General features: G+C 51.9%; 20 protein-coding genes and 2 tRNA genes. 14 read left to right on the forward strand and 8 right to left on the reverse strand.

The window, feature by feature from the left end:
- The first annotated feature begins 4 nt into the window (after positions 1–4).
- Positions 5–1645, forward strand: coding sequence for a hypothetical protein (locus MCP_RS07360; RefSeq protein ID WP_012900210.1), 1641 nt, complete (start codon positions 5–7; stop codon positions 1643–1645).
- A 25-nt stretch (positions 1646–1670) separates the two neighbouring features.
- Here MCP_RS07360 and MCP_RS07365 read toward each other — a convergent pair whose 3' ends face one another.
- Both MCP_RS07365 and MCP_RS07370 read right to left on the reverse strand, forming a co-directional pair.
- Positions 1671–2183: a 3-isopropylmalate dehydratase gene (locus MCP_RS07365; protein WP_012900211.1), complete on the reverse strand. Its 513-nt coding sequence runs from the start codon at positions 2181–2183 to the stop codon at positions 1671–1673.
- On the reverse strand, positions 2184–3437 hold the full coding sequence (locus tag MCP_RS07370) for a 3-isopropylmalate dehydratase large subunit (RefSeq protein ID WP_012900212.1): 1254 nt from the start codon (positions 3435–3437) through the stop codon (positions 2184–2186).
- 619 nt (positions 3438–4056) lie between these two features.
- Here MCP_RS07370 and MCP_RS07375 point away from each other — a divergent pair.
- The 3 genes from MCP_RS07375 (at position 4057) to MCP_RS07385 (ending at position 6853) form a co-directional block, all read left to right on the forward strand.
- Positions 4057–4926, forward strand: a complete 870-nt coding sequence (locus MCP_RS07375; RefSeq protein ID WP_012900213.1) for a DNA integrity scanning protein DisA nucleotide-binding domain protein — start codon at positions 4057–4059, stop codon at positions 4924–4926.
- 97 nt (positions 4927–5023) lie between these two features.
- Positions 5024–6172, forward strand: a complete 1149-nt coding sequence (metK, locus tag MCP_RS07380; RefSeq protein WP_012900214.1) for a methionine adenosyltransferase — start codon at positions 5024–5026, stop codon at positions 6170–6172.
- A gap of 276 nt (positions 6173–6448) precedes the next feature.
- Complete coding sequence (locus MCP_RS07385; protein ID WP_128567272.1) at positions 6449–6853, forward strand: GxxExxY protein; 405 nt, start codon at positions 6449–6451, stop codon at positions 6851–6853.
- 195 nt (positions 6854–7048) lie between these two features.
- On the opposite strand, the gene MCP_RS07390 is transcribed toward MCP_RS07385, so the two are convergent.
- Both MCP_RS07390 and MCP_RS07395 read right to left on the reverse strand, forming a co-directional pair.
- Positions 7049–7918, reverse strand: a complete 870-nt coding sequence (locus MCP_RS07390) for an RIO1 family regulatory kinase/ATPase (protein ID WP_012900216.1) — start codon at positions 7916–7918, stop codon at positions 7049–7051.
- Between the two features lie 59 nt (positions 7919–7977).
- Complete coding sequence (locus tag MCP_RS07395; protein WP_012900217.1) at positions 7978–8304, reverse strand: DUF5611 family protein; 327 nt, start codon at positions 8302–8304, stop codon at positions 7978–7980.
- Between the two features lie 163 nt (positions 8305–8467).
- On the opposite strand from MCP_RS07395, the gene MCP_RS07400 reads away from it, so the two are divergent.
- From MCP_RS07400 to MCP_RS07425, 7 genes are all read left to right on the forward strand, one after another.
- Complete coding sequence (locus MCP_RS07400; RefSeq protein WP_012900218.1) at positions 8468–9202, forward strand: proteasome assembly chaperone family protein; 735 nt, start codon at positions 8468–8470, stop codon at positions 9200–9202.
- A 4-nt stretch (positions 9203–9206) separates the two neighbouring features.
- Positions 9207–9596 (forward strand): DUF473 domain-containing protein, encoded by a 390-nt coding sequence (locus MCP_RS07405; protein ID WP_012900219.1) that lies wholly within the window; start codon positions 9207–9209, stop codon positions 9594–9596.
- The gene (locus MCP_RS07410) at positions 9596–9931 is read left to right on the forward strand and encodes a gamma-glutamylcyclotransferase family protein (protein WP_012900220.1); all 336 of its coding nucleotides are present in this window, start codon (positions 9596–9598) and stop codon (positions 9929–9931) included. The genes MCP_RS07405 and MCP_RS07410 overlap by 1 nt, the downstream gene beginning before the upstream one ends.
- Before the next feature lie 87 nt (positions 9932–10018).
- Positions 10019–11029: a TIGR03557 family F420-dependent LLM class oxidoreductase gene (locus tag MCP_RS07415; RefSeq protein ID WP_012900221.1), complete on the forward strand. Its 1011-nt coding sequence runs from the start codon at positions 10019–10021 to the stop codon at positions 11027–11029.
- 251 nt (positions 11030–11280) lie between these two features.
- Positions 11281–11355 (forward strand) — tRNA-Arg (locus MCP_RS07420).
- An 89-nt stretch (positions 11356–11444) separates the two neighbouring features.
- Positions 11445–11686 (forward strand) — tRNA-Trp (locus tag MCP_RS15550).
- 359 nt (positions 11687–12045) lie between these two features.
- A complete protein-coding gene (locus MCP_RS07425) occupies positions 12046–12273 on the forward strand; it encodes a hypothetical protein (RefSeq protein ID WP_012900222.1) in 228 nt (75 codons plus the stop codon).
- Positions 12274–12377: 104 nt separating this feature from the next.
- On the opposite strand, the gene MCP_RS07430 is transcribed toward MCP_RS07425, so the two are convergent.
- Entirely contained in the window at positions 12378–12581 is a 204-nt protein-coding gene (locus tag MCP_RS07430) for a YwbE family protein (RefSeq protein WP_012900223.1), read from the reverse strand.
- A gap of 301 nt (positions 12582–12882) precedes the next feature.
- Here MCP_RS07430 and MCP_RS07435 point away from each other — a divergent pair, with 301 nt between their 5' ends.
- Together MCP_RS07435 and MCP_RS07440 are read left to right on the forward strand one after the other, a co-directional pair.
- Positions 12883–13161 (forward strand): hypothetical protein, encoded by a 279-nt coding sequence (locus tag MCP_RS07435; RefSeq protein WP_012900224.1) that lies wholly within the window; start codon positions 12883–12885, stop codon positions 13159–13161.
- Positions 13162–13221: 60 nt separating this feature from the next.
- Positions 13222–14406: an alanyl-tRNA editing protein gene (locus MCP_RS07440; RefSeq protein ID WP_128859989.1), complete on the forward strand. Its 1185-nt coding sequence runs from the start codon at positions 13222–13224 to the stop codon at positions 14404–14406.
- Here MCP_RS07440 and MCP_RS07445 read toward each other — a convergent pair.
- Together MCP_RS07445 and MCP_RS07450 are read right to left on the reverse strand one after the other, a co-directional pair.
- On the reverse strand, positions 14403–15014 hold the full coding sequence (locus MCP_RS07445; RefSeq protein ID WP_012900226.1) for a TIGR00730 family Rossman fold protein: 612 nt from the start codon (positions 15012–15014) through the stop codon (positions 14403–14405). The two genes, MCP_RS07440 and MCP_RS07445, sit on opposite strands and share 4 nt — an antisense overlap.
- Before the next feature lie 167 nt (positions 15015–15181).
- Positions 15182–16228, reverse strand: a complete 1047-nt coding sequence (locus tag MCP_RS07450) for a tetratricopeptide repeat protein (RefSeq protein WP_012900227.1) — start codon at positions 16226–16228, stop codon at positions 15182–15184.
- A gap of 104 nt (positions 16229–16332) precedes the next feature.
- Between MCP_RS07450 and MCP_RS15860 the strand changes: the two genes are divergently transcribed.
- Complete coding sequence (locus MCP_RS15860) at positions 16333–16503, forward strand: hypothetical protein (RefSeq protein WP_012900228.1); 171 nt, start codon at positions 16333–16335, stop codon at positions 16501–16503.
- 10 nt (positions 16504–16513) lie between these two features.
- Here the strand turns inward: MCP_RS15860 and MCP_RS07455 are convergent, their stop codons facing one another.
- On the reverse strand, positions 16514–16867 hold the full coding sequence (locus tag MCP_RS07455; protein WP_128567274.1) for a cupin domain-containing protein: 354 nt from the start codon (positions 16865–16867) through the stop codon (positions 16514–16516).
- Between the last annotated feature and the right edge of the window lie 33 nt (positions 16868–16900).

Raw genomic sequence — 16900 nt, forward strand, 5'->3', positions numbered from 1 at the left:
TAAAATGTTCGATAAGGCAATGAAATATTGCATATTTACTCTGGTTTTATTGACCGTGCTTATCACGATGGCCTGTACTCCTTCGATCGCGGCATCAGCCCCCGCAACGGTCCTGGAAAACCACTATGGAGGAGCCGCCGACCAGGTCGCTCATCAGGTATGGCAGACCAGCGACAAAGGCTTTATCATTGTGGGAACGGGACCGGATACGTCCGGGACGGGTAAGAATATGATCCTGGTCAAAACTGACCCGTTCAGTAACGTGGTGTGGAGCAAGAATATCGGCGGCACCTATGGCTACTCCGTCCGGCAGACCGGTGATGGCGGCTTTATCGCCACTGGCGCCCACGGGGATAACCTGTACCTGGTCAAGACAGATGCCAGCGGTAACAAGCTGTGGGAAAAGGACTTCGTGAACTCGACCGGGCAGAGCGAAGGCTTTTCTATCCAGCAGACCGGCGATGGTGGCTACATCATCGTGGGCGAGGTGACAGCAAGTACTGGAAAATGGGAGATGTACCTGCTCAAGACAGATGCCGGCGGCAAAGTACAATGGGACGCCTATTATGGCTCTGCGGATGCCGACGTCCGGACGTATTCCGTCTGGATCACGTCCGATGGCGGCTACGTTGTCGGGGGCTATATTAAGGGCGGCAATAATGAAAAGCCCTTCATACTGAAAGCCGATGCGAACGGCAACATCACATGGGCAAGGTCCTACGAAGGGCCGGGGACCCGGGACACTTTCCTCAGCGACTGGTTCGGCATCCAGCAGACCCGTGACGGCGGCTACATCTACGCCGGTGCCCGAAGCGGCTACATGTACCTGCTTAAGACCGACGCCAGCGGTAACCGGCAGTGGGACCGCAACTATGGCATCAACGGCGCGAATGCGGTCCAGCAGACGTGGGATGACGGCTACATTCTTGCCGGTTCCCATAAGGATACCGGGGGCGTGATATCGGCTTACGTAGTCCGTACGGACGCCGGCGGCAACAAGCTCTGGGATAACATGTATAAAGGCATCGGATACGCGGAGGCGAACTCCGTCATCCAGATCGGCACGGGCGCCTATGTGTTCGCCGGGTCCACGAAGGCCGACCAAAACAGCAACAATAACATCTACTTTATTGAGATCGGCAAAGACATGACGCCGGTGCCGAACGCGAAGCTCGTCTCGGACACGATCCCGGCACAGATGGAGGCCGGCCACACGTATAACGTACAGGTGACCTTCGAGAATACGGGCACGATGCCCTGGACATACCAGGATAACACGGCCTTCGGCTATTCGGGCGATGCCGCGAAGTTCGGCCTTACCGGAGCGAACCAGACCATCCAGATCGGCAGGGTCATCAGGCCCGGGCAGTCGGAGACGTTCACCTTCACGATGACGGCATCTGATGAGATAGGCACGTATAACCCGATGTTCCAGATGATGTGGGAAGGCCATAACGTGTTCGGCGCCCTGGATAATAAGACCGTCGTAGTTATGAATAGCACCGGCCCTTCGGTAACCATCCCCGCATCGGCAAAAACGTCAGATGGAAGCCTGCCATGCCTGCCCGCGCTGGCGCTGCCATTGCTGGTGGTAAGCATCGTGACCGTGAGCTGGACAATAAGGAAAAAGAAGGGAGAACAGTAATAGTGATCTCCCTATTATTTTTATATTATTTATGCTGCGCTTTGAGGTAGGGCATCAGCCCGCCCGCCTCGAGCAGCTGCTGCATGAATTCGGGTATGGGCTTCATGGGCAGTTTCTTGCCGGTGGTCAGGTTCTTGATCACGTTATTCTTAAAGTCGACTTCCAGCTCGTCGCCCTGCTTTGCTGCCTTGTAGATACCCTTGCACTCGATGAGCGGCAGGCCGATGTTGAAGCTGTTCCGGTAAAATATGCGGGCGTAGGACTCGGCGATGATGCACGAGACGCCGCATGCGAGAATAACCTGAGGGGCCTGCTCTCTTGAGGAGCCGCAGCCGAAATTGTTGGCCGCGATCAGGATAGGGTCATTTACCTTCTGAGAGTCGGCGTAGAACGTGGGGTCGATGGACTCGAATGCGTGCACGGCGAGCTTCTTCAGGTCAAGCTCGTCATACTTGTACTTGCCCGAGATGACCTCGTCCGTGTTTGTGTCGGGCGGGTAGACCCGGAGCACTTTTGACTTGATGTTCTTAAGGGCCATTTAGAGTACCTCCCTGGGGTCGGTGATCTTGCCGTATATGGCGCTGACGGCCGCGACCGGCACGTTGGATAAGTAGATCTCGGACTTGTTGTTGCCCATCCGTCCCTTGAAGTTCCGGTTCTGGGTGGACAGTACCTTCTCGCCGTCGCCCAGCGCCACGGTCCTGCCGATGCAGAACCCGCAGCCCGGTGCGCCGACAGCCGCGCCAGCCTCTACAAGAGTCTCGATGTATCCCAGCTTGATGGCCTGGGCGAGCACTTCACGGCTGGCCGGATATACGACAAGCCTCGTATCCTTGTGAGCCTTCTTGCCTTTCAGGATCCTGGCAGCGACTGCAATGTCCTCGATACGGCCGTTGGTACACGAGCCGATGCATACAGAGTCCAGGTGCATGCCGGCGACTTCAGATACAGGCTTCACGTTGTCAACTCTATGGGGCACCGCAATGTAAGGCTCCAGCTTAGCCGCGTCGACCTCAAGCTCATCCGAATAAACGGCATCCTTATCGGCGGCGATCTTCCGATACTCGTTCTCGCGGCCATGGGCCTTCAAATAAGCCTTGACTTTAGCGTCCGCGGGGCAAAGCCCGACCTTACCGCCCGCCTCGACGGCCATGTTCGACAGGACGAGCCTCGATTCCACGGACATCTTATCGACGGTAGAGCCCCTGTACTCCATGGACATGTACGTCGCTCCATCCGCCGTTATTTCTTTAACGATGTGAAGGAAGACGTCCTTGGACGTGACATATTTGGGCAGGTCGCCTTCGATGTTGAACTTAAACGATTCAGGCACTCTGAGCCAGGTCGTGCCATACGCCATTATGGCGCCAACGTCGGTAGAGCCCATGCCGGTGGCGAACGCAGTAAGCGCACCGTGGGTGCAGGTGTGGCTGTCCGCCCCGATGACGATCTTACCCGGAGCGGCGAACTTCTCGGCGACGATCTGGTGGCAGATGCCGTCGCCGTTCTCGAAGAAGTGTATGCCGTTCTCCCGGGCGAACTTGCGCATGAAAATATGAACGTTAGAGACTTGCTCGCTCGGCGAGGGCGAGGCGTGGTCGCAGACGGCCGCGACCTTCTTCGGGTCGAAGACCTTTCTGGTCCCGAGGTCCTTCTCCATCTGCTGGATCGCCAGGGGGAACGTGCCGTCCTGGCCGAAGACGAAATCGACGGGCACGGTGACAAGGTCGCCGGGCACAACGTCTTTCCCGCTCTTTTCCGAAAGTATCTTTTCCGCTAGCGTCTTCCCCATTTCTTTTCACCTTGAGGATGTATCCGCTTATGGGCTCTGGTCATAAATAAAGGTTGTCATGCCCTTTCGAGTTCACTTATAACAGGAGCCCTTGCACTTGCTTGCGATTTGCGTATGACCTTCAAGCTGGTATCGTTTTTCTTCCTTATGCCTTGTTGCCTGTGGAGCTGGATCGCTTCGGTCGGTATCACGAAACCACGAAAGACTTTTTATATCCCACGTAAAGCCCAAAAACACCAAGTTCATGCCGGGCGTTCAAAACACGAAACAACCTCCCTAAGGGCTCCAAAACATTAAAAGATAGAAACACAAGAGACGGCATGAACTCCCATGGTTATGCTTTTCTCGTGTTTCAATCCTTTCGAGAGGTTCGTATTTTAGAGAGGTTGTTTCGTGTTTTGAACCCCAAAGCATCTACCTTTGTGCATTTCGAGCCTTACGTGGGATATAAAAAGTTTCGTGTTTTCGTGATACCGACCGGAGGCGCCCGCTCCACATTAATCTGACATAACCAGAGAGTGAAATACCAATCGAATGGGCTCTAGATATAATAGAAACGAACGGAGTATCATATTATGTACGTGGATTTTATTATCATATATAATAATATAATATTTGTATGAGCATACGGGATGAGGTGGTGGCCTCTGCACTGGGGTTGGCGAGGGACCTGGACGCCGGCTCAATTATCCTTATTTCACCGGAAGCGTCGGCCATCCGTAAAGAACTGGACACGGACATTCCCATAATAATAGCACGCATTCTGGGAGGCCGTGGCGACGGCGACGACATCTTCGTCGACATCATGTCCAAGCTCCCGAAGAACATCGGCAAAAGCTCTCTATTTCTAAAAGTATCCCGTATCGAGCTCATGAGCGAGGCCGTCGAAGTCGCCTATATCAAAGGGATGATACCGAACAAGGTCACCGTGGGCATCGTAAGCATCGGCGATATCAACTCCATTGTCGTCATGGACATCAACGACATCCCGCTCATCAAAAAGATGGCCGAGCTGGCTTCCAGCATGAACTATACCGTGCTCAAGGCCGTGCTCAACCTGGCCATGGACATCGGCCGGGAAGGCCGGGAGGGCAAGAAAGTCGGCACGGCGTTCGTGGTAGGCGATACCGAGAAAGTGCTCGGCATGTCCCATCAGATCGTGCTGAACCCGTACGAGGGCCACCGTAAGAAGGACCGGGATGTCAAGGACGAGAATAGCTGGGAGACCGTCAAGGAGTTCGCCCAGCTCGACGGCATGTTCATCGTGGATGAGGCCGGGTATATCGTGGCAGCCGGGCGATATCTTGACGTTAATGCGAAGAACGTGGAGCTTCCGCCAGGCCTGGGTGGGAGGCACCTCGCCGCCGCGGCCATTTCCAAATGCACGAAGGCCATCGCCATCACCGTATCCGAATCCAGCGGCGTCGTGAGCGTCTACAAGGGTGGAAGGGACGTGTTCACAATAGACCCGAGAGTTTCTATCACTTGAAATATGAGGCGCAGAACACTTTTATAACCCGTAGTTATTTCCTAACCGACAAATATTAATGTAATAGCAAGCTATTAGAGTTGTGGGATGAATTTTAATGAGCTTAGAAAAGCACCTCTTTACCTCCGAGTCCGTCACTGAGGGCCACCCGGATAAGATGGCCGACCAGATATCTGACTCGGTCCTGGACGCCATACTGGCAAAGGACCCGCTCGGAAGGGTCGCCTGCGAGACGCTCGTAAGCACGGGCATGGCAGTCGTCGCTGGCGAGATCACGACTAACTGTTATGTGGATATTCCTAAGATCGTAAGGAATACCATCAAGGAGATCGGCTATACTCGCGCGAAGTTCGGCTTCGACTGCGAGAACTGCGCCGTTCTTACTTCTATTGACGAACAATCGCCGGACATTGCGATGGGCGTCGACGTCCAGGGCGCCGGTGACCAGGGCATGATGTTCGGCTTCGCATGTAACGAGACGCCTGAATTGATGCCCATGCCCATCATGCTGGCCCATAAGCTTGCCATGCGGCTGGCCGAGGTCAGGAAGAACAAGGTAGTTGATTACCTGAGGCCGGACGGCAAGACGCAGGTCACCATCGAGTACGAGGACGACAGGCCTCTGCGCGTTGACACGATCATCGTCTCGACCCAGCACAGCGAGAAGGTCGAGCAGCCCCAGATCAAGAGCGACGTGATCGAGCACGTCATCAAGCCAGTCATACCCGAGGGCTTCTTCGACAAGAAAACGAAGGTGCTGGTAAACCCGACCGGCCGTTTCGTGCTGGGCGGGCCGCACGCCGATACTGGCCTCACAGGCCGTAAGATCATCGTCGATACCTACGGTGGCATGGGCCGCCATGGCGGCGGCGCCTTCTCGGGCAAGGACCCGACGAAGGTGGACCGCTCTGCCTGCTATATGGCTCGCTACATCGCCAAGAATGTCGTGGCCGCCGGCCTGGCTACCCGCTGCGAGGTACAGCTTGCATACGCGATAGGCGTCGCCGAGCCGGTATCCATCATGCTGGACACGTACCGCACCAACACGATCTCCCACAAGAAGATCGTGGAATTAATAAGGGAGAACTTCCAGCTCACGCCCCAGGGCATCATCAAGTCGCTCGACCTGCGCCGGCCGATCTACAGGCAGACGGCAGCTTACGGGCACTTCGGGCGTAACAATAAGGATTTCACCTGGGAGCGGACCGATAAGGCAGAGCAGATGCGGAAGGACGCGGGCTTTTAAGCCTGCGCTTCTTTAATTTTTTGTATACTTTTTTATATCCATAAATTTTTAGTTATGCCTTAGTGGCGTGTCCTTAACCACAGGGGCACGGAGAGCGCAGAGTTCACGGAGACTTTTTTTATAGATGGAGGCTCAGAGGTCACAGAGCCCGGTTTATTGGCTTTCCTGGGGCACAGAGTTTAAAGAGGCAGGGTTGACGAATAAACAATTCATACACAATATATGATTTCAAAATATTGAAATAAAGTTTTTATGTTATTATACATATTTCCCTTTATGAGCAACGTATTGACAAGAGACCCCATACCCAATGAGATTAATAAGATCACCGGACAGATCGTTGACGCAGCGTTCGTCGTGCATACGACATTCGGGCCGGGACTGCTCGAAAGCATTTACGAGGAATGCCTGATACACGAATTAAAACTCAGAGGCATAAAGGTAGAATCACAGATTAACGTGCCTCTCGACTTCAAAGGTTTATACATTGAACGAGGCCTCATCCTGGACGTACTCGTTGAAGGCCAGGTAATCGTGGAAGTAAAATCAGTCAAAGAACTCCACCCCGTCTACGAACAACAATTACTAACATACATGAAAATAACAGGAAAACGAGTTGGATTGCTAATCAACTTTAACGCACCGCTGATAAAAAACGGCATAAAACGAATGGTCCTATAAACCATTTTTCACCACCAGTGCCTCTACAATCTCTGTGCCCCAGGAAAACAAAAATGAACCTCCGAGCTCTCCGTGCCTCAAATTATAAAAAAGTCTCCGTGAAACTCCCGTGCGCTCTGCGCCCCTGTGGTTAAGGACACGCCACGACGGCATACCAGGATAGCTTCGACATATTATGTAATAATATGATAAAGATTAACTAAATTCTTTGATTTTTTTAACAATCTCTTCAGTAAATACTCTAATCCGGTATTTACGAGAAAAATACGTCAATATGTTCCGGACATCCCTTTCCAGCAGCTGGTCGCCTATTTTTGTGCCTGTGGCGACGGCCTGGGGCCAGTCGATTATTGTAACACCGCTCTCGCTGACCATGACATTATACTCCGAAAAGTCGCCGTGGACGTAGCCATTCCTGTATGCCAGCTCGAGCTGCTCGATGATACGATCCAGGTACCACTGCGGGTCCTCTAGCTTAACTCTCGACAGCTCGTGGCCCTCGACGACCTCCATCACGACGGCATGGCGGTTCTGGTCGAAGGGCTCTGGAACACTCACTGCAGGATAGAGCTTTTTTAGCACTTCGAACTCATGCTTCGCGGCCAGTGCCGAAGCGTAAAGCCAGTTCGTGTTATGCAGATCCACGAGATGCTCGCGCTTTCTCTTGACTTGCTTAAAGGCCGTGCGCCCTTCCCGATGAAACTTTATAGCAAGAGGCATGCCGCTCCGGCCCATAGCTGCAATGACGACGGACTCCTTTCCAACGCCGACGAGCCCGCCCAGCGAATTGATCGTGTCACGCCGCAATAAAGCAGAAATGGCCAGAATATCGTAGCCATTATACTTGAGCTGGTAACCCACATAGTGGCCTGTAAAGCGCTCCAAAAGGTCCAGGTCCGTCAAATTCTTAAGGCGGTAGTCGATCTCTTTCTCGCTCAGGCCCGAGCTAGAAGCCATATCCTCGACGGACACCCATTCGTGGGTCTTCATGCCATTCTCGACAGCCCTTAATATCTTAAGCTCTTCAGGCTTCAACGATCTAAAGATTACCGCGTGATCGATCATTTTATAAAAGAAGATATGACGGCCGTGAGGCCTATATATATCTATTCATCAGAATAGACTTACTCTCCAGCGACTGCCTTCTTCGCAGCCTTAAGCCGCTCCTTGGCAGTATAGCCCGTGGCCTCCTCGAGGAAGTCCCGGAACCGCTTATTAGTATCGAGGATGAGCTTTTCATCTTTTACCGAAAGATCCGAGCTGGTCTCGACGAAGAGCTTCTTGTCCTCGACCCAGGCTTTAAGCTCTTTTATGGCGCCATATCTCAAGGTCAGCTTGCCCCCGTTCTCCGCGGGCTTGACCTCGAAGATATCTTCCATGATGCCGCGAATGCGCTCGTTTTCCGGTTTGAATCCGCGCTTGAATTTATACTCGCTGATATTTTCACCCATGCTATGTTGCTTTTTACGAGTAAAAAACATTTTCGATTTCAAGGCACGAAGTTCCGGGGGCTAACTGGGCATATTCCCGGACATCGATATATCCCGTATAGAGATTTGAGATATCCCATATATCGGGATACATTTATAGGCCTCCGGATGAAATTATTCATAGATGCCCGATAAAATGGATGATTTCGTCAAGGTCAACGTGGAAAAACTGGAGTGTAAAAACCCGACCATTATCTGCGGATTTCCCGGGATGGGCCTCGTCGGCAACATCGTGTCCCAGTTTCTCATGGACCAGTTCAAGATGATACCCTGCGGCTATGTCGAGTCCAGGCTGTTCCCTCCCGTTGCCATCGTATATGGCGGGCTCGTAAAAAACCCCGTCCGCCTCTACGAGAACCCGGAACGGGAGATCGTCATCGTCTTTTCCGATATACCTATCGACCCTGTGATAAGCGGTGAAGTGGGGAAAAGTATCGTTAACTGGGCTAAGGACGTGAATCCCAAAGACATCATCGCCATCGCCGGCCTGGCCACGACCGGAGAAGAGCACAGGGTATTTGCCGCCGGCGCAACGTCGGAAGACCTCGAAAGGATTAAGGATAATGCTCAGGTCTTCGAGGTCGGGACCATATCCGGCGTGCCCGGGGTGATCATGAACGAGTGTAAGAATCATAATATCCCGGCGGTCTGCATGCTCGGAGAGACAAGGAGCGCTAATCCCGACCCGAGGGCGGCCGCGGAATTAGTAAAAGCGCTCGCTAAGATATATAGCTGGGACATCAACGTCGACATTCTATTAAAGGAAGCCGACCAGATCGAGCAGATGATGCACAAGCTGTCGGAACAGGTAGGAGAAGCCGAGGCAAAGCCACCGAAGGACTACAGCATGTACGGGTGATGGCATGAGGCTACTAGCGTTAACCGGGCTTAGCAAGGAATCGCTAAGTGAGCTGTCTAAGCGGCACGTGCGCACCTTCGAGTTTCACAGCGCCAATAACGTCATTGCGTTCTCCCATTTGAACGTCGGCGACACGGTATTTTTATGCGAGGTCCCGCCGGCGGACCTGACGCCTGGCCTTTGCGGTGCTATCGCCACTATAAAGGGCTTCGATACTCACATGCAGCATGTGTACTATGCATCCTCGAGCCACCATGAGGAGATGGAGACAATGTCCGCCAGGGCTCAGATGGGCTTCATATCGATCGGGAAGATCAAAAAGGTGGAAATGGGAGGGCTCTATGAGCCTGTCTACGTGGAGATCATCGATGTCAAGTTCTGCGAGGCGCGCTGATGGCCGACGAGACCGTTAACTTATTTGTCTATGGCCCTCTCATGGACAAGTCCCGCCTGAACTCTCTGATCAAGAGGATCCCGGAGATGCACCCGGCGAAGGCGATGGGCTACCGGCAGATCTATGACGAAGCGTTAGGTTCCCAGAGCGCCGAGAGAGATGAGCGCTCCAGCATGAGAGGCATGCTGCTTAAAGGGATCACTCTCATGGAATTAAGGCAGCTAGACTTTTTCGAGGGCGTGGGCGAGGGCTCGTACCGCCGCGTTAAAGTGAAGGCCACGGCGCTCGATACGAGGTCGCAGGCCGAGGCGTTCATGTACGTGAAAAACCAGTAAGCGCCTTACGTACAAGTAAGTGCCCTACTTTTTCCGCGCCATCATTTTTTACATATTAACTTTCCACCGGCTTATGAGGTTATAAAAATGTTGAAGCTGGGATGGAAAGCCGGGCCTGAGCAGTATCAGCCCAACGAGCTTTTGGATTATGTCGTCGCCGCCGAGAATGCCGGTTTCGAGTCGGTCGATGTGAGCGATCATTTTCATCCGTGGTCTGAGCAGGGCCACGCGTGCTTTACCTGGTCGTGGCTGGGCGCCGCTGCCGTGAAGACGAAGAGCATCGAGTTGGGGCCGGGCGTGACGTGCCCGATCCTTCGCTATCATCCCTCTATCATTGCGCAGGCCTCCGCGACCATCGATAATTTTGCGCCAGGGAGGACTTACCTTGCAGTGGGCACGGGGGAGGCGCTGAACGAGTATTCGGCGGCCGGCATGTGGCCCGGCTACGACGAGCGCCAGTCGATGATGCTCGAGGCCATGCAGCTTATCCGCGCGCTCTGGAGCGGCGCCGAGGTGACCTTCGACGGAATTTATTATTCGACACAAAAAGCCCGCCTGTACACGCCGCCCCTGTCAAAGCTGCCCATATATGTCTCGTCTCTCGTGCCAGAGAGCGCCGCATTCGCAGGGCGCTACGGCGATGGCCTAATCACGGTCGCCAATGACCCGAATACCCTGAAGCAGATCGTTAAAAACTTCGAGGAAGGCGCCCTGGACATGGGAAAAGATCCGTCTACTATGCCAAGGCTTCTGGAGGTCAGCGTCGCCTATACTGACGACTTCGACTCTGCAGCACGCTGCTTCAAGGAGTACTGGGCCGGCGCCATGGTCCCCGCGATGTTCAACGAGCGCCTGTATACGCCCGCCCAGTCCGCCAAGAACGGCTCCGTCATCGGTAACGACATCCTGCGGCAAAAGCTCTGCATTTCCGGAGACCCCGAAGCGCACGTTAAATTTGTGCAACAGTTCATCGACATGGGCTTCACGCACCTGTACTTCCATTCCGCGGGTCCGGACCAGCGTGATTTTATCGTGGGCTATGGAAGGGACGTGCTTCCTAAGATCAGGCAGCAGCAGGCGCAGACCGTGACCGCCTAAGCCCCTCAAAAATATTCTAAGAATGCACGAAGACCGTTTCAGCCACGAAGTTACTCGAAGCGGGCCTAAAGCGACACGAAGACATAATTAATTATATAAAAATCTTAGAGAACTTAGAGCTAGCTTCGAGCCGCTTTGAGGCTGAAAGAGTCTTAGCGCATTCTTATTATTTTTAGAGGGGCTTAGCCTGATATGACCGCAATGTTTATACATTACCACTACCCTTATGAAAAAAGGTCGCAGACGGCGTTGGGCTCGTGGCTTAGTCTGGACATAGCACCGGCCTTCTAAGCCGGGGGTCGGGGGTTCAAATCCCCCCGGGCCCGCTCAAAAACGTATAAGCCAATAAAAAAGTAACCGTCTAAAACCAACAAAAACTTATAAGACCTCGCTGGTCTATAATAAACGGTATAGTGGGGCTGTGGCCAAGCCAGGTATGGCGACGGGCTCCAGCGGTGGCCGGTCCGCAAGGGCCGGCAGAAATATGATGAGCAACGGGTCACCTGAAGCTGCCCGACGGGGCGGTTTATGAGGAACCGTTGGAGCGCTGATTTCAGCGCTCTCGGTGAAATACCCACGCGGTAAAATCACCCACGGATGAAATCCTACATCATCGGAGAGACCCGTCGATCGGGAGTTCAAATCTCTCCAGCCCCACATTTTTCCCTGGTAATCGATAGCCAGAATAATAAATCATCTAATTTTAATTTGGTAAATACCTAATATAACCAATAACATCTTAACCATTAGTATAGATATACATTATATTGCTAAAGTTAACATGTTAATAGATTACTGTAGAATCTCCCAATGATAGGGGCCGCCCGCATAAACCAATATACCCACCTTGCCTACCACCAACATACCCCCCGAAAACGTATTTAAAAAGTAAGGGCGGCCCACGTGGTGGCAAGCAACATTATAAAAAATATTAGATTAGTTATTTCTGGAATAATTATCGCATGCTATATGTACTATAAGTCATAAACATATGGCAAAACAAAAGGGGGCATTAGATGAAAGGAATAGCGATAGATGAGCTTATCGCTTTGAATAGCAAGCGCCATATCGAGACGATCATGAAAAAGGCGCCTGTGCAAATAGAAAACGCCATTATGGAGCAGGATTTTGGCTTCGACGAGGTGGCGTTAATCAAGGACATAGAGTTGGACTTTGCGATGCGGGCAGAAGACCTGCTTGAGACGCTACAGTTATCGCACCTTATCACAGCGCCTAAAAAATAAGCAGGCTTAAATTTTTTTTACATTGGTCGATCATACCTCGACGTGATCAGAGCTTCTTCGGGAATGGCAAACGAGCCAATTTAGCATAAAAATTTTTAAGGCTTTTACTCTTTTGAGCCAGGGATCTCCTGGACGCGGCCCACCTGGCCGCTTACCAGCCTGACCTTTATACCATGAGGATGAAAAGATGAATTAGTCAGAATCTCTTTAACGATGCCCCGGGTCCTTTTGCCCGTTCGCTGGTCCTGCTTGAGGACGATGTCTACTTCAAGCCCGGGCCTGATGTCTTTTCTATACTGGCCGTTCATGTTCCTTCGAGCTATAATTAGGTAAAGCTGGTAAAATAGTTATTGAAAGGTTAAATGCTATGGCATTGCATCAGGCTATTTAAGTATAAATATATTATTTATATTTCGCTGTTTTTTCGCCTTTATTTTCTATAGTGTAAAAAGAATTATCGTTTTAAGAACAATTTGTTTGATTTGATAGGCTTTTTCGTTAATTTGAATGAAAATCGTCAAAGATTTACAATACTTAACATTATATCGAAATGTTTATTATCGTATATATCCAAATCAATTATTTAGCAAGTGAATATACAGGTGGCGAATGATGAAGAAGAACCTGGTCATGAGGCCCATCCTGGGCACGTTGAAAGGCTTTACTAAACACTGGAACCCGTTCAACAAACAGGTTTTTGCTCAAGTCCAGCTCGATGAGGAGGACTTTATCAATATCCCCATCGACTACAGGCAGCAACAGTTCATCATGAAGGAGCACCCGGTCGACAGCGCCGTATCTATCATTTTCTATGAGGGCAGGTGGCAGATCACCAGCGAAACTATTCTCGATCAATTCTTCACAGATACGAATACGGTATATACCTGAGCCCTTTTCTTCTTTTAATCGATACTATCAAGATGGTTGAGGCCATACCATCTTCGCAATATGGAGCATCGGCTTTATTGTGATTCGCCGTATACGACGGAGTGGACGGCGGACGTCGTCAGTATCGAGCAAAGGGAAGGGTCGGTTCGGGTCGTGCTGAGCGAGACCGCGTTCTACCCGGGTGGCGGTGGCCAGCCGTCGGACCGCGGCACCATCGACGGGATACCCGTGGACGATGTTATCGAGCAGGATGGGCACGTCGTTCATGTGCTGGGCAAAGCCCCTGCTAATAAAACGGTATCCTGTATTATTGATTTTGACAGGCGGTTCGACCTCATGCAGCAGCACAGCGGCCAGCACCTGCTCTCGGCCGTGCTATTCAAGCTGTACCAGTGTAAGACGTCGAGCCTGCACATGGGCATGGATGAGCTCTCTATTGATGTGGCTATGCCGGATATGCCCGCACAAATGCTTATGACGGTAGAGGAAGAGGTTAACGCCTATATCTATAAGGATCTGCCAGTCGTGATCAGCGTCGTGACGCCTGAAGTCGCCAGCGAGATGACATTACGGAAGACCCCTCCTAAGGAGGGTGAGGTCCGTATCGTGGAGATCACCTCTATCGACCGGTCGCCCTGCTGCGGTACCCATGTCAGGAGAACAGGCGAGATAGGTATTATAAAGATCGTTAAGACGGAGAAGCGGGGCGCCGAGACCCGCGTATACTTTAAATGCGGGAAGCGCGCCCTAAAAGACTACCAGTTTAAGCAGGATATTGTCACTGGCCTCGTTCATCTTTATCGTATGTCCGAGGGCGATGTGCTCGCGAAGACGGAAGCCCTCGCCGCACAGCTCAGGAATACTCAGAAAGAGCTTACGGAGATCAAGGATAAGATGCTCCGGGTGGAAGCGAAGGAGATCTCAGCCTCGGCTACCTCAAAAGTGATCGATAGGTCCTATGGCGATAAGAGCTTTGCCGACATCGGTACTCTTGCCAAATACCTGCTTGAGTCGGGCGAATTCGTCGTTATCCTGGCGTCCGTCCCCGATAAGCGCCTGCTCTTTGCGCACAGCGGTAAATTCGATATTAGCTGCGGTAAGATGCTCAAAGAGAATCTCGTCTCATTTAACGGCAAAGGCGGAGGAAAGGACAACTGGGCGAACGGCGGCTTCAGCACGCTTGAAGACATGGAGAGATTCAAGGCCTTCCTGAAGGACGCGCTCGCAAAAAAGGGCATCAGCTAAGTCTTCGAAATATGGTTATTCGCTAGCGCCAGCGCCCACGCCGCCTTGTCGATCGTCGGGGGCTGGTAGGCCTGGAACTTTTTTAATAATGCCATCGGGTCGTCATCTACAAGTATTAGCGACCTGCCTCCGGGACCGATGAATTGTTCTCTTACGGCGTAATCGATGAACTGGATCATCTTATCATAATAGCCGTCCACGTTCAGGAAGCCGCACGGCTTTTTGTGGATGCCAAGCTGCGCCCAAGTGAGTATCTCGAAGAATTCCTCGATCGTGCCCAGGCCGCCGGGGAGTGCGATGAATGCGTCTGATAACTGGGCCATGAGCGCCTTACGCTCGTGCATAGAATTAACTACTCGAAGGTCCGTTATCCCGGTAAAGGCTACTTCCTTTCTTACGAGATCTCCAGGTATCACGCCGATGACTTCGCCTTTAGCTTCCATAGTCGCCTCTGCCACGGCGCCCATCATTCCGACCTTGCCGCCACCGTAGACAAGCCCGATGTGGCTTTCAGCCAGCACGCGGCCCATTTCTCGGGCTTTTTCTAAATATATGGGCCTTGACCCGGGGCTCGACCCGCAGAAGATACATACACGTTTCACCGGCATACTGTCCAGAATAGGCATTTGAAAAGGATATACTTAACCATAATTCAACAACATACTGGACAAGACCGGTATATCGACAAACGCTTAATAGTTCGGTTATAGACACAAAAACACCAAACCATTGAGCGAAAGTGGCTAATAGAGACAGCTATTATTTAATAAAAAAATTAGGGCTTGTTCAACTTTTTAGCCTGAGCATTCTTCAAGTTATTCTGAGCCTCAAAGTAGCCCGGATCGATCTTCAGCGCCTGCTCGAAAACCTTGATAGCTTCATCATATTGCTCCTGGCCGTAGTACACCATGCCCAGATTATTATAGGCAACGGCAAAGTCAGGATCCAGCTTCACGGCCTCCTCGAGCTCATTGATAGCAGCCCGGGTGAACTCTTTAGCCGTATATATAACGCCCAGCATGTTGTGAGCGTCAGCGAAGGATGGGTCGGCCTTAATGGTCTCCTTTAGCTCAGTGATGGCCTCGTCGAGCCGGTTCTGTTTTGCCAGCATCGAGGCAAGGTTATACCGGGCTTCGACAAAACCCGGGTCCAGGTGGACGGCGATCTGGTACTTCTCGATGGCGTCCATGGTCAGGCCTTTTTCCGACAGCGCAAAGCCCCAGTTATAGAAGACGGAGGGCTCCTCGGGTGATATCGTTGCTGCGATGCGGTACTCCTTGATGGCGTCGTCGACCTCACCCTTATCCATGTATACGCCGGCGAGGAACAGGTGCCCGTCGAAGGAGCGCGGGTCTTTTGCGATAGCCTTCTTCAGCATCTCCTCGGCATCGTCGAGGTATCCGGCCGAGGCCAGCGCAACACCGAAGCTCGCAAAAACTTCAGCCGACTCCGGGTTCTTAGCGATCATGTCCTTGAATAAGCCAAGCGCATCGTCAGCGTTGCCCATGGCCAGGTATGCATTGGCCAGATTTAACATGGCGTCGAGATGATCTGGCTTTAAGCGTAATGTCTCATTATACTCTTTTACAGCATTGTCCAGGTCATCCATCATATTATAGGCAAGTCCGAGGTCAAAGTGGGCTTCCGGGTTCTCCGGCTTCATCTTCACCGCGGCTTCAAGCTCTTTTATCGCTTCCTGGTATTGTCCCCGGGTCCCATAAGCAAGGCCGAGCATCATGCGGGCTTCCTGGTTATTCGGGTCAGCTTCAACCATTTTTTGAAGCTTGCCGATACTCTCTTCAACGTTTGATTCCATAGGCATCAAGTAAAATATGTTCGTCCCACATTATTATAATAACGTTGTCCGCAAAAAAACGGAGAATTATATTAAACACTGCGTGCCAGGCTATGAATGGGTGAACTAAAATGCCGGAAAAGGAGTGGAGCCCTAAGCGGGAGCGCCAGTACGAGCACATAAAGAAGTCCGAGATGGAGAAAGAGGGCCGTCCGGAAGAGACGGCGAAGCGCATCGCAGCCGCTACGGTCAATAAAACCCGAAAAGAGAAGGGGGAGACAAAAGAACAAAAGAAAAAATAGGAACAGTTTTTTATTCTTTTGACCGTATCATGATCAGGAGCATCTTAAATTTTTTTAGCGCCTTGACAGAGTGAGGATGGCCCGCGGGCATGATGATCATGTCGCCGGCCTTCAGGTGATTGGGCTGATCGTCGATGGTTATCTCGACCTCGCCGTCCACGGCGACGACCATCGCATCGAACGGGGCCGAATGCGTGCTCAGTCCCTCGCCCTCGTCGAAGGCAAAGATAGTCACGGTACCGGTCGTCTTATTGATGACCTCGCGGCTCACGACCGAGCCGGGCTGGTAGCCGACCAGGTCGCTCATCTTTATGGCCTTTCCGATCAATTTTTCTTTCTCGGGTGCTTCTTTCTTTGCGGGCATATCGATCACTTACTATCATGCGCTCAAGCGTAA

It is taken from the genome of Methanocella paludicola SANAE, assembly GCF_000011005.1.
In the GTDB taxonomy this organism is placed as follows: domain Archaea; phylum Halobacteriota; class Methanocellia; order Methanocellales; family Methanocellaceae; genus Methanocella; species Methanocella paludicola.

Coding starts and splice junctions, on each gene's coding strand:
- MCP_RS07360 (WP_012900210.1), top strand. CDS start 5: ATGTTCGATAAGGCAATGAAATATTGCATATTTACTCTGGTTTTATTG.
- MCP_RS07365 (WP_012900211.1), bottom strand. CDS start 2,183: ATGGCCCTTAAGAACATCAAGTCAAAAGTGCTCCGGGTCTACCCGCCC.
- MCP_RS07370 (WP_012900212.1), bottom strand. CDS start 3,437: ATGGGGAAGACGCTAGCGGAAAAGATACTTTCGGAAAAGAGCGGGAAA.
- MCP_RS07375 (WP_012900213.1), top strand. CDS start 4,057: ATGAGCATACGGGATGAGGTGGTGGCCTCTGCACTGGGGTTGGCGAGG.
- metK (WP_012900214.1), top strand. CDS start 5,024: ATGAGCTTAGAAAAGCACCTCTTTACCTCCGAGTCCGTCACTGAGGGC.
- MCP_RS07385 (WP_128567272.1), top strand. CDS start 6,449: ATGAGCAACGTATTGACAAGAGACCCCATACCCAATGAGATTAATAAG.
- MCP_RS07390 (WP_012900216.1), bottom strand. CDS start 7,918: ATGATCGATCACGCGGTAATCTTTAGATCGTTGAAGCCTGAAGAGCTT.
- MCP_RS07395 (WP_012900217.1), bottom strand. CDS start 8,304: ATGGGTGAAAATATCAGCGAGTATAAATTCAAGCGCGGATTCAAACCG.
- MCP_RS07400 (WP_012900218.1), top strand. CDS start 8,468: ATGCCCGATAAAATGGATGATTTCGTCAAGGTCAACGTGGAAAAACTG.
- MCP_RS07405 (WP_012900219.1), top strand. CDS start 9,207: ATGAGGCTACTAGCGTTAACCGGGCTTAGCAAGGAATCGCTAAGTGAG.
- MCP_RS07410 (WP_012900220.1), top strand. CDS start 9,596: ATGGCCGACGAGACCGTTAACTTATTTGTCTATGGCCCTCTCATGGAC.
- MCP_RS07415 (WP_012900221.1), top strand. CDS start 10,019: ATGTTGAAGCTGGGATGGAAAGCCGGGCCTGAGCAGTATCAGCCCAAC.
- MCP_RS07425 (WP_012900222.1), top strand. CDS start 12,046: ATGAAAGGAATAGCGATAGATGAGCTTATCGCTTTGAATAGCAAGCGC.
- MCP_RS07430 (WP_012900223.1), bottom strand. CDS start 12,581: ATGAACGGCCAGTATAGAAAAGACATCAGGCCCGGGCTTGAAGTAGAC.
- MCP_RS07435 (WP_012900224.1), top strand. CDS start 12,883: ATGATGAAGAAGAACCTGGTCATGAGGCCCATCCTGGGCACGTTGAAA.
- MCP_RS07440 (WP_128859989.1), top strand. CDS start 13,222: ATGGAGCATCGGCTTTATTGTGATTCGCCGTATACGACGGAGTGGACG.
- MCP_RS07445 (WP_012900226.1), bottom strand. CDS start 15,014: ATGCCGGTGAAACGTGTATGTATCTTCTGCGGGTCGAGCCCCGGGTCA.
- MCP_RS07450 (WP_012900227.1), bottom strand. CDS start 16,228: ATGCCTATGGAATCAAACGTTGAAGAGAGTATCGGCAAGCTTCAAAAA.
- MCP_RS15860 (WP_012900228.1), top strand. CDS start 16,333: ATGCCGGAAAAGGAGTGGAGCCCTAAGCGGGAGCGCCAGTACGAGCAC.
- MCP_RS07455 (WP_128567274.1), bottom strand. CDS start 16,867: ATGCCCGCAAAGAAAGAAGCACCCGAGAAAGAAAAATTGATCGGAAAG.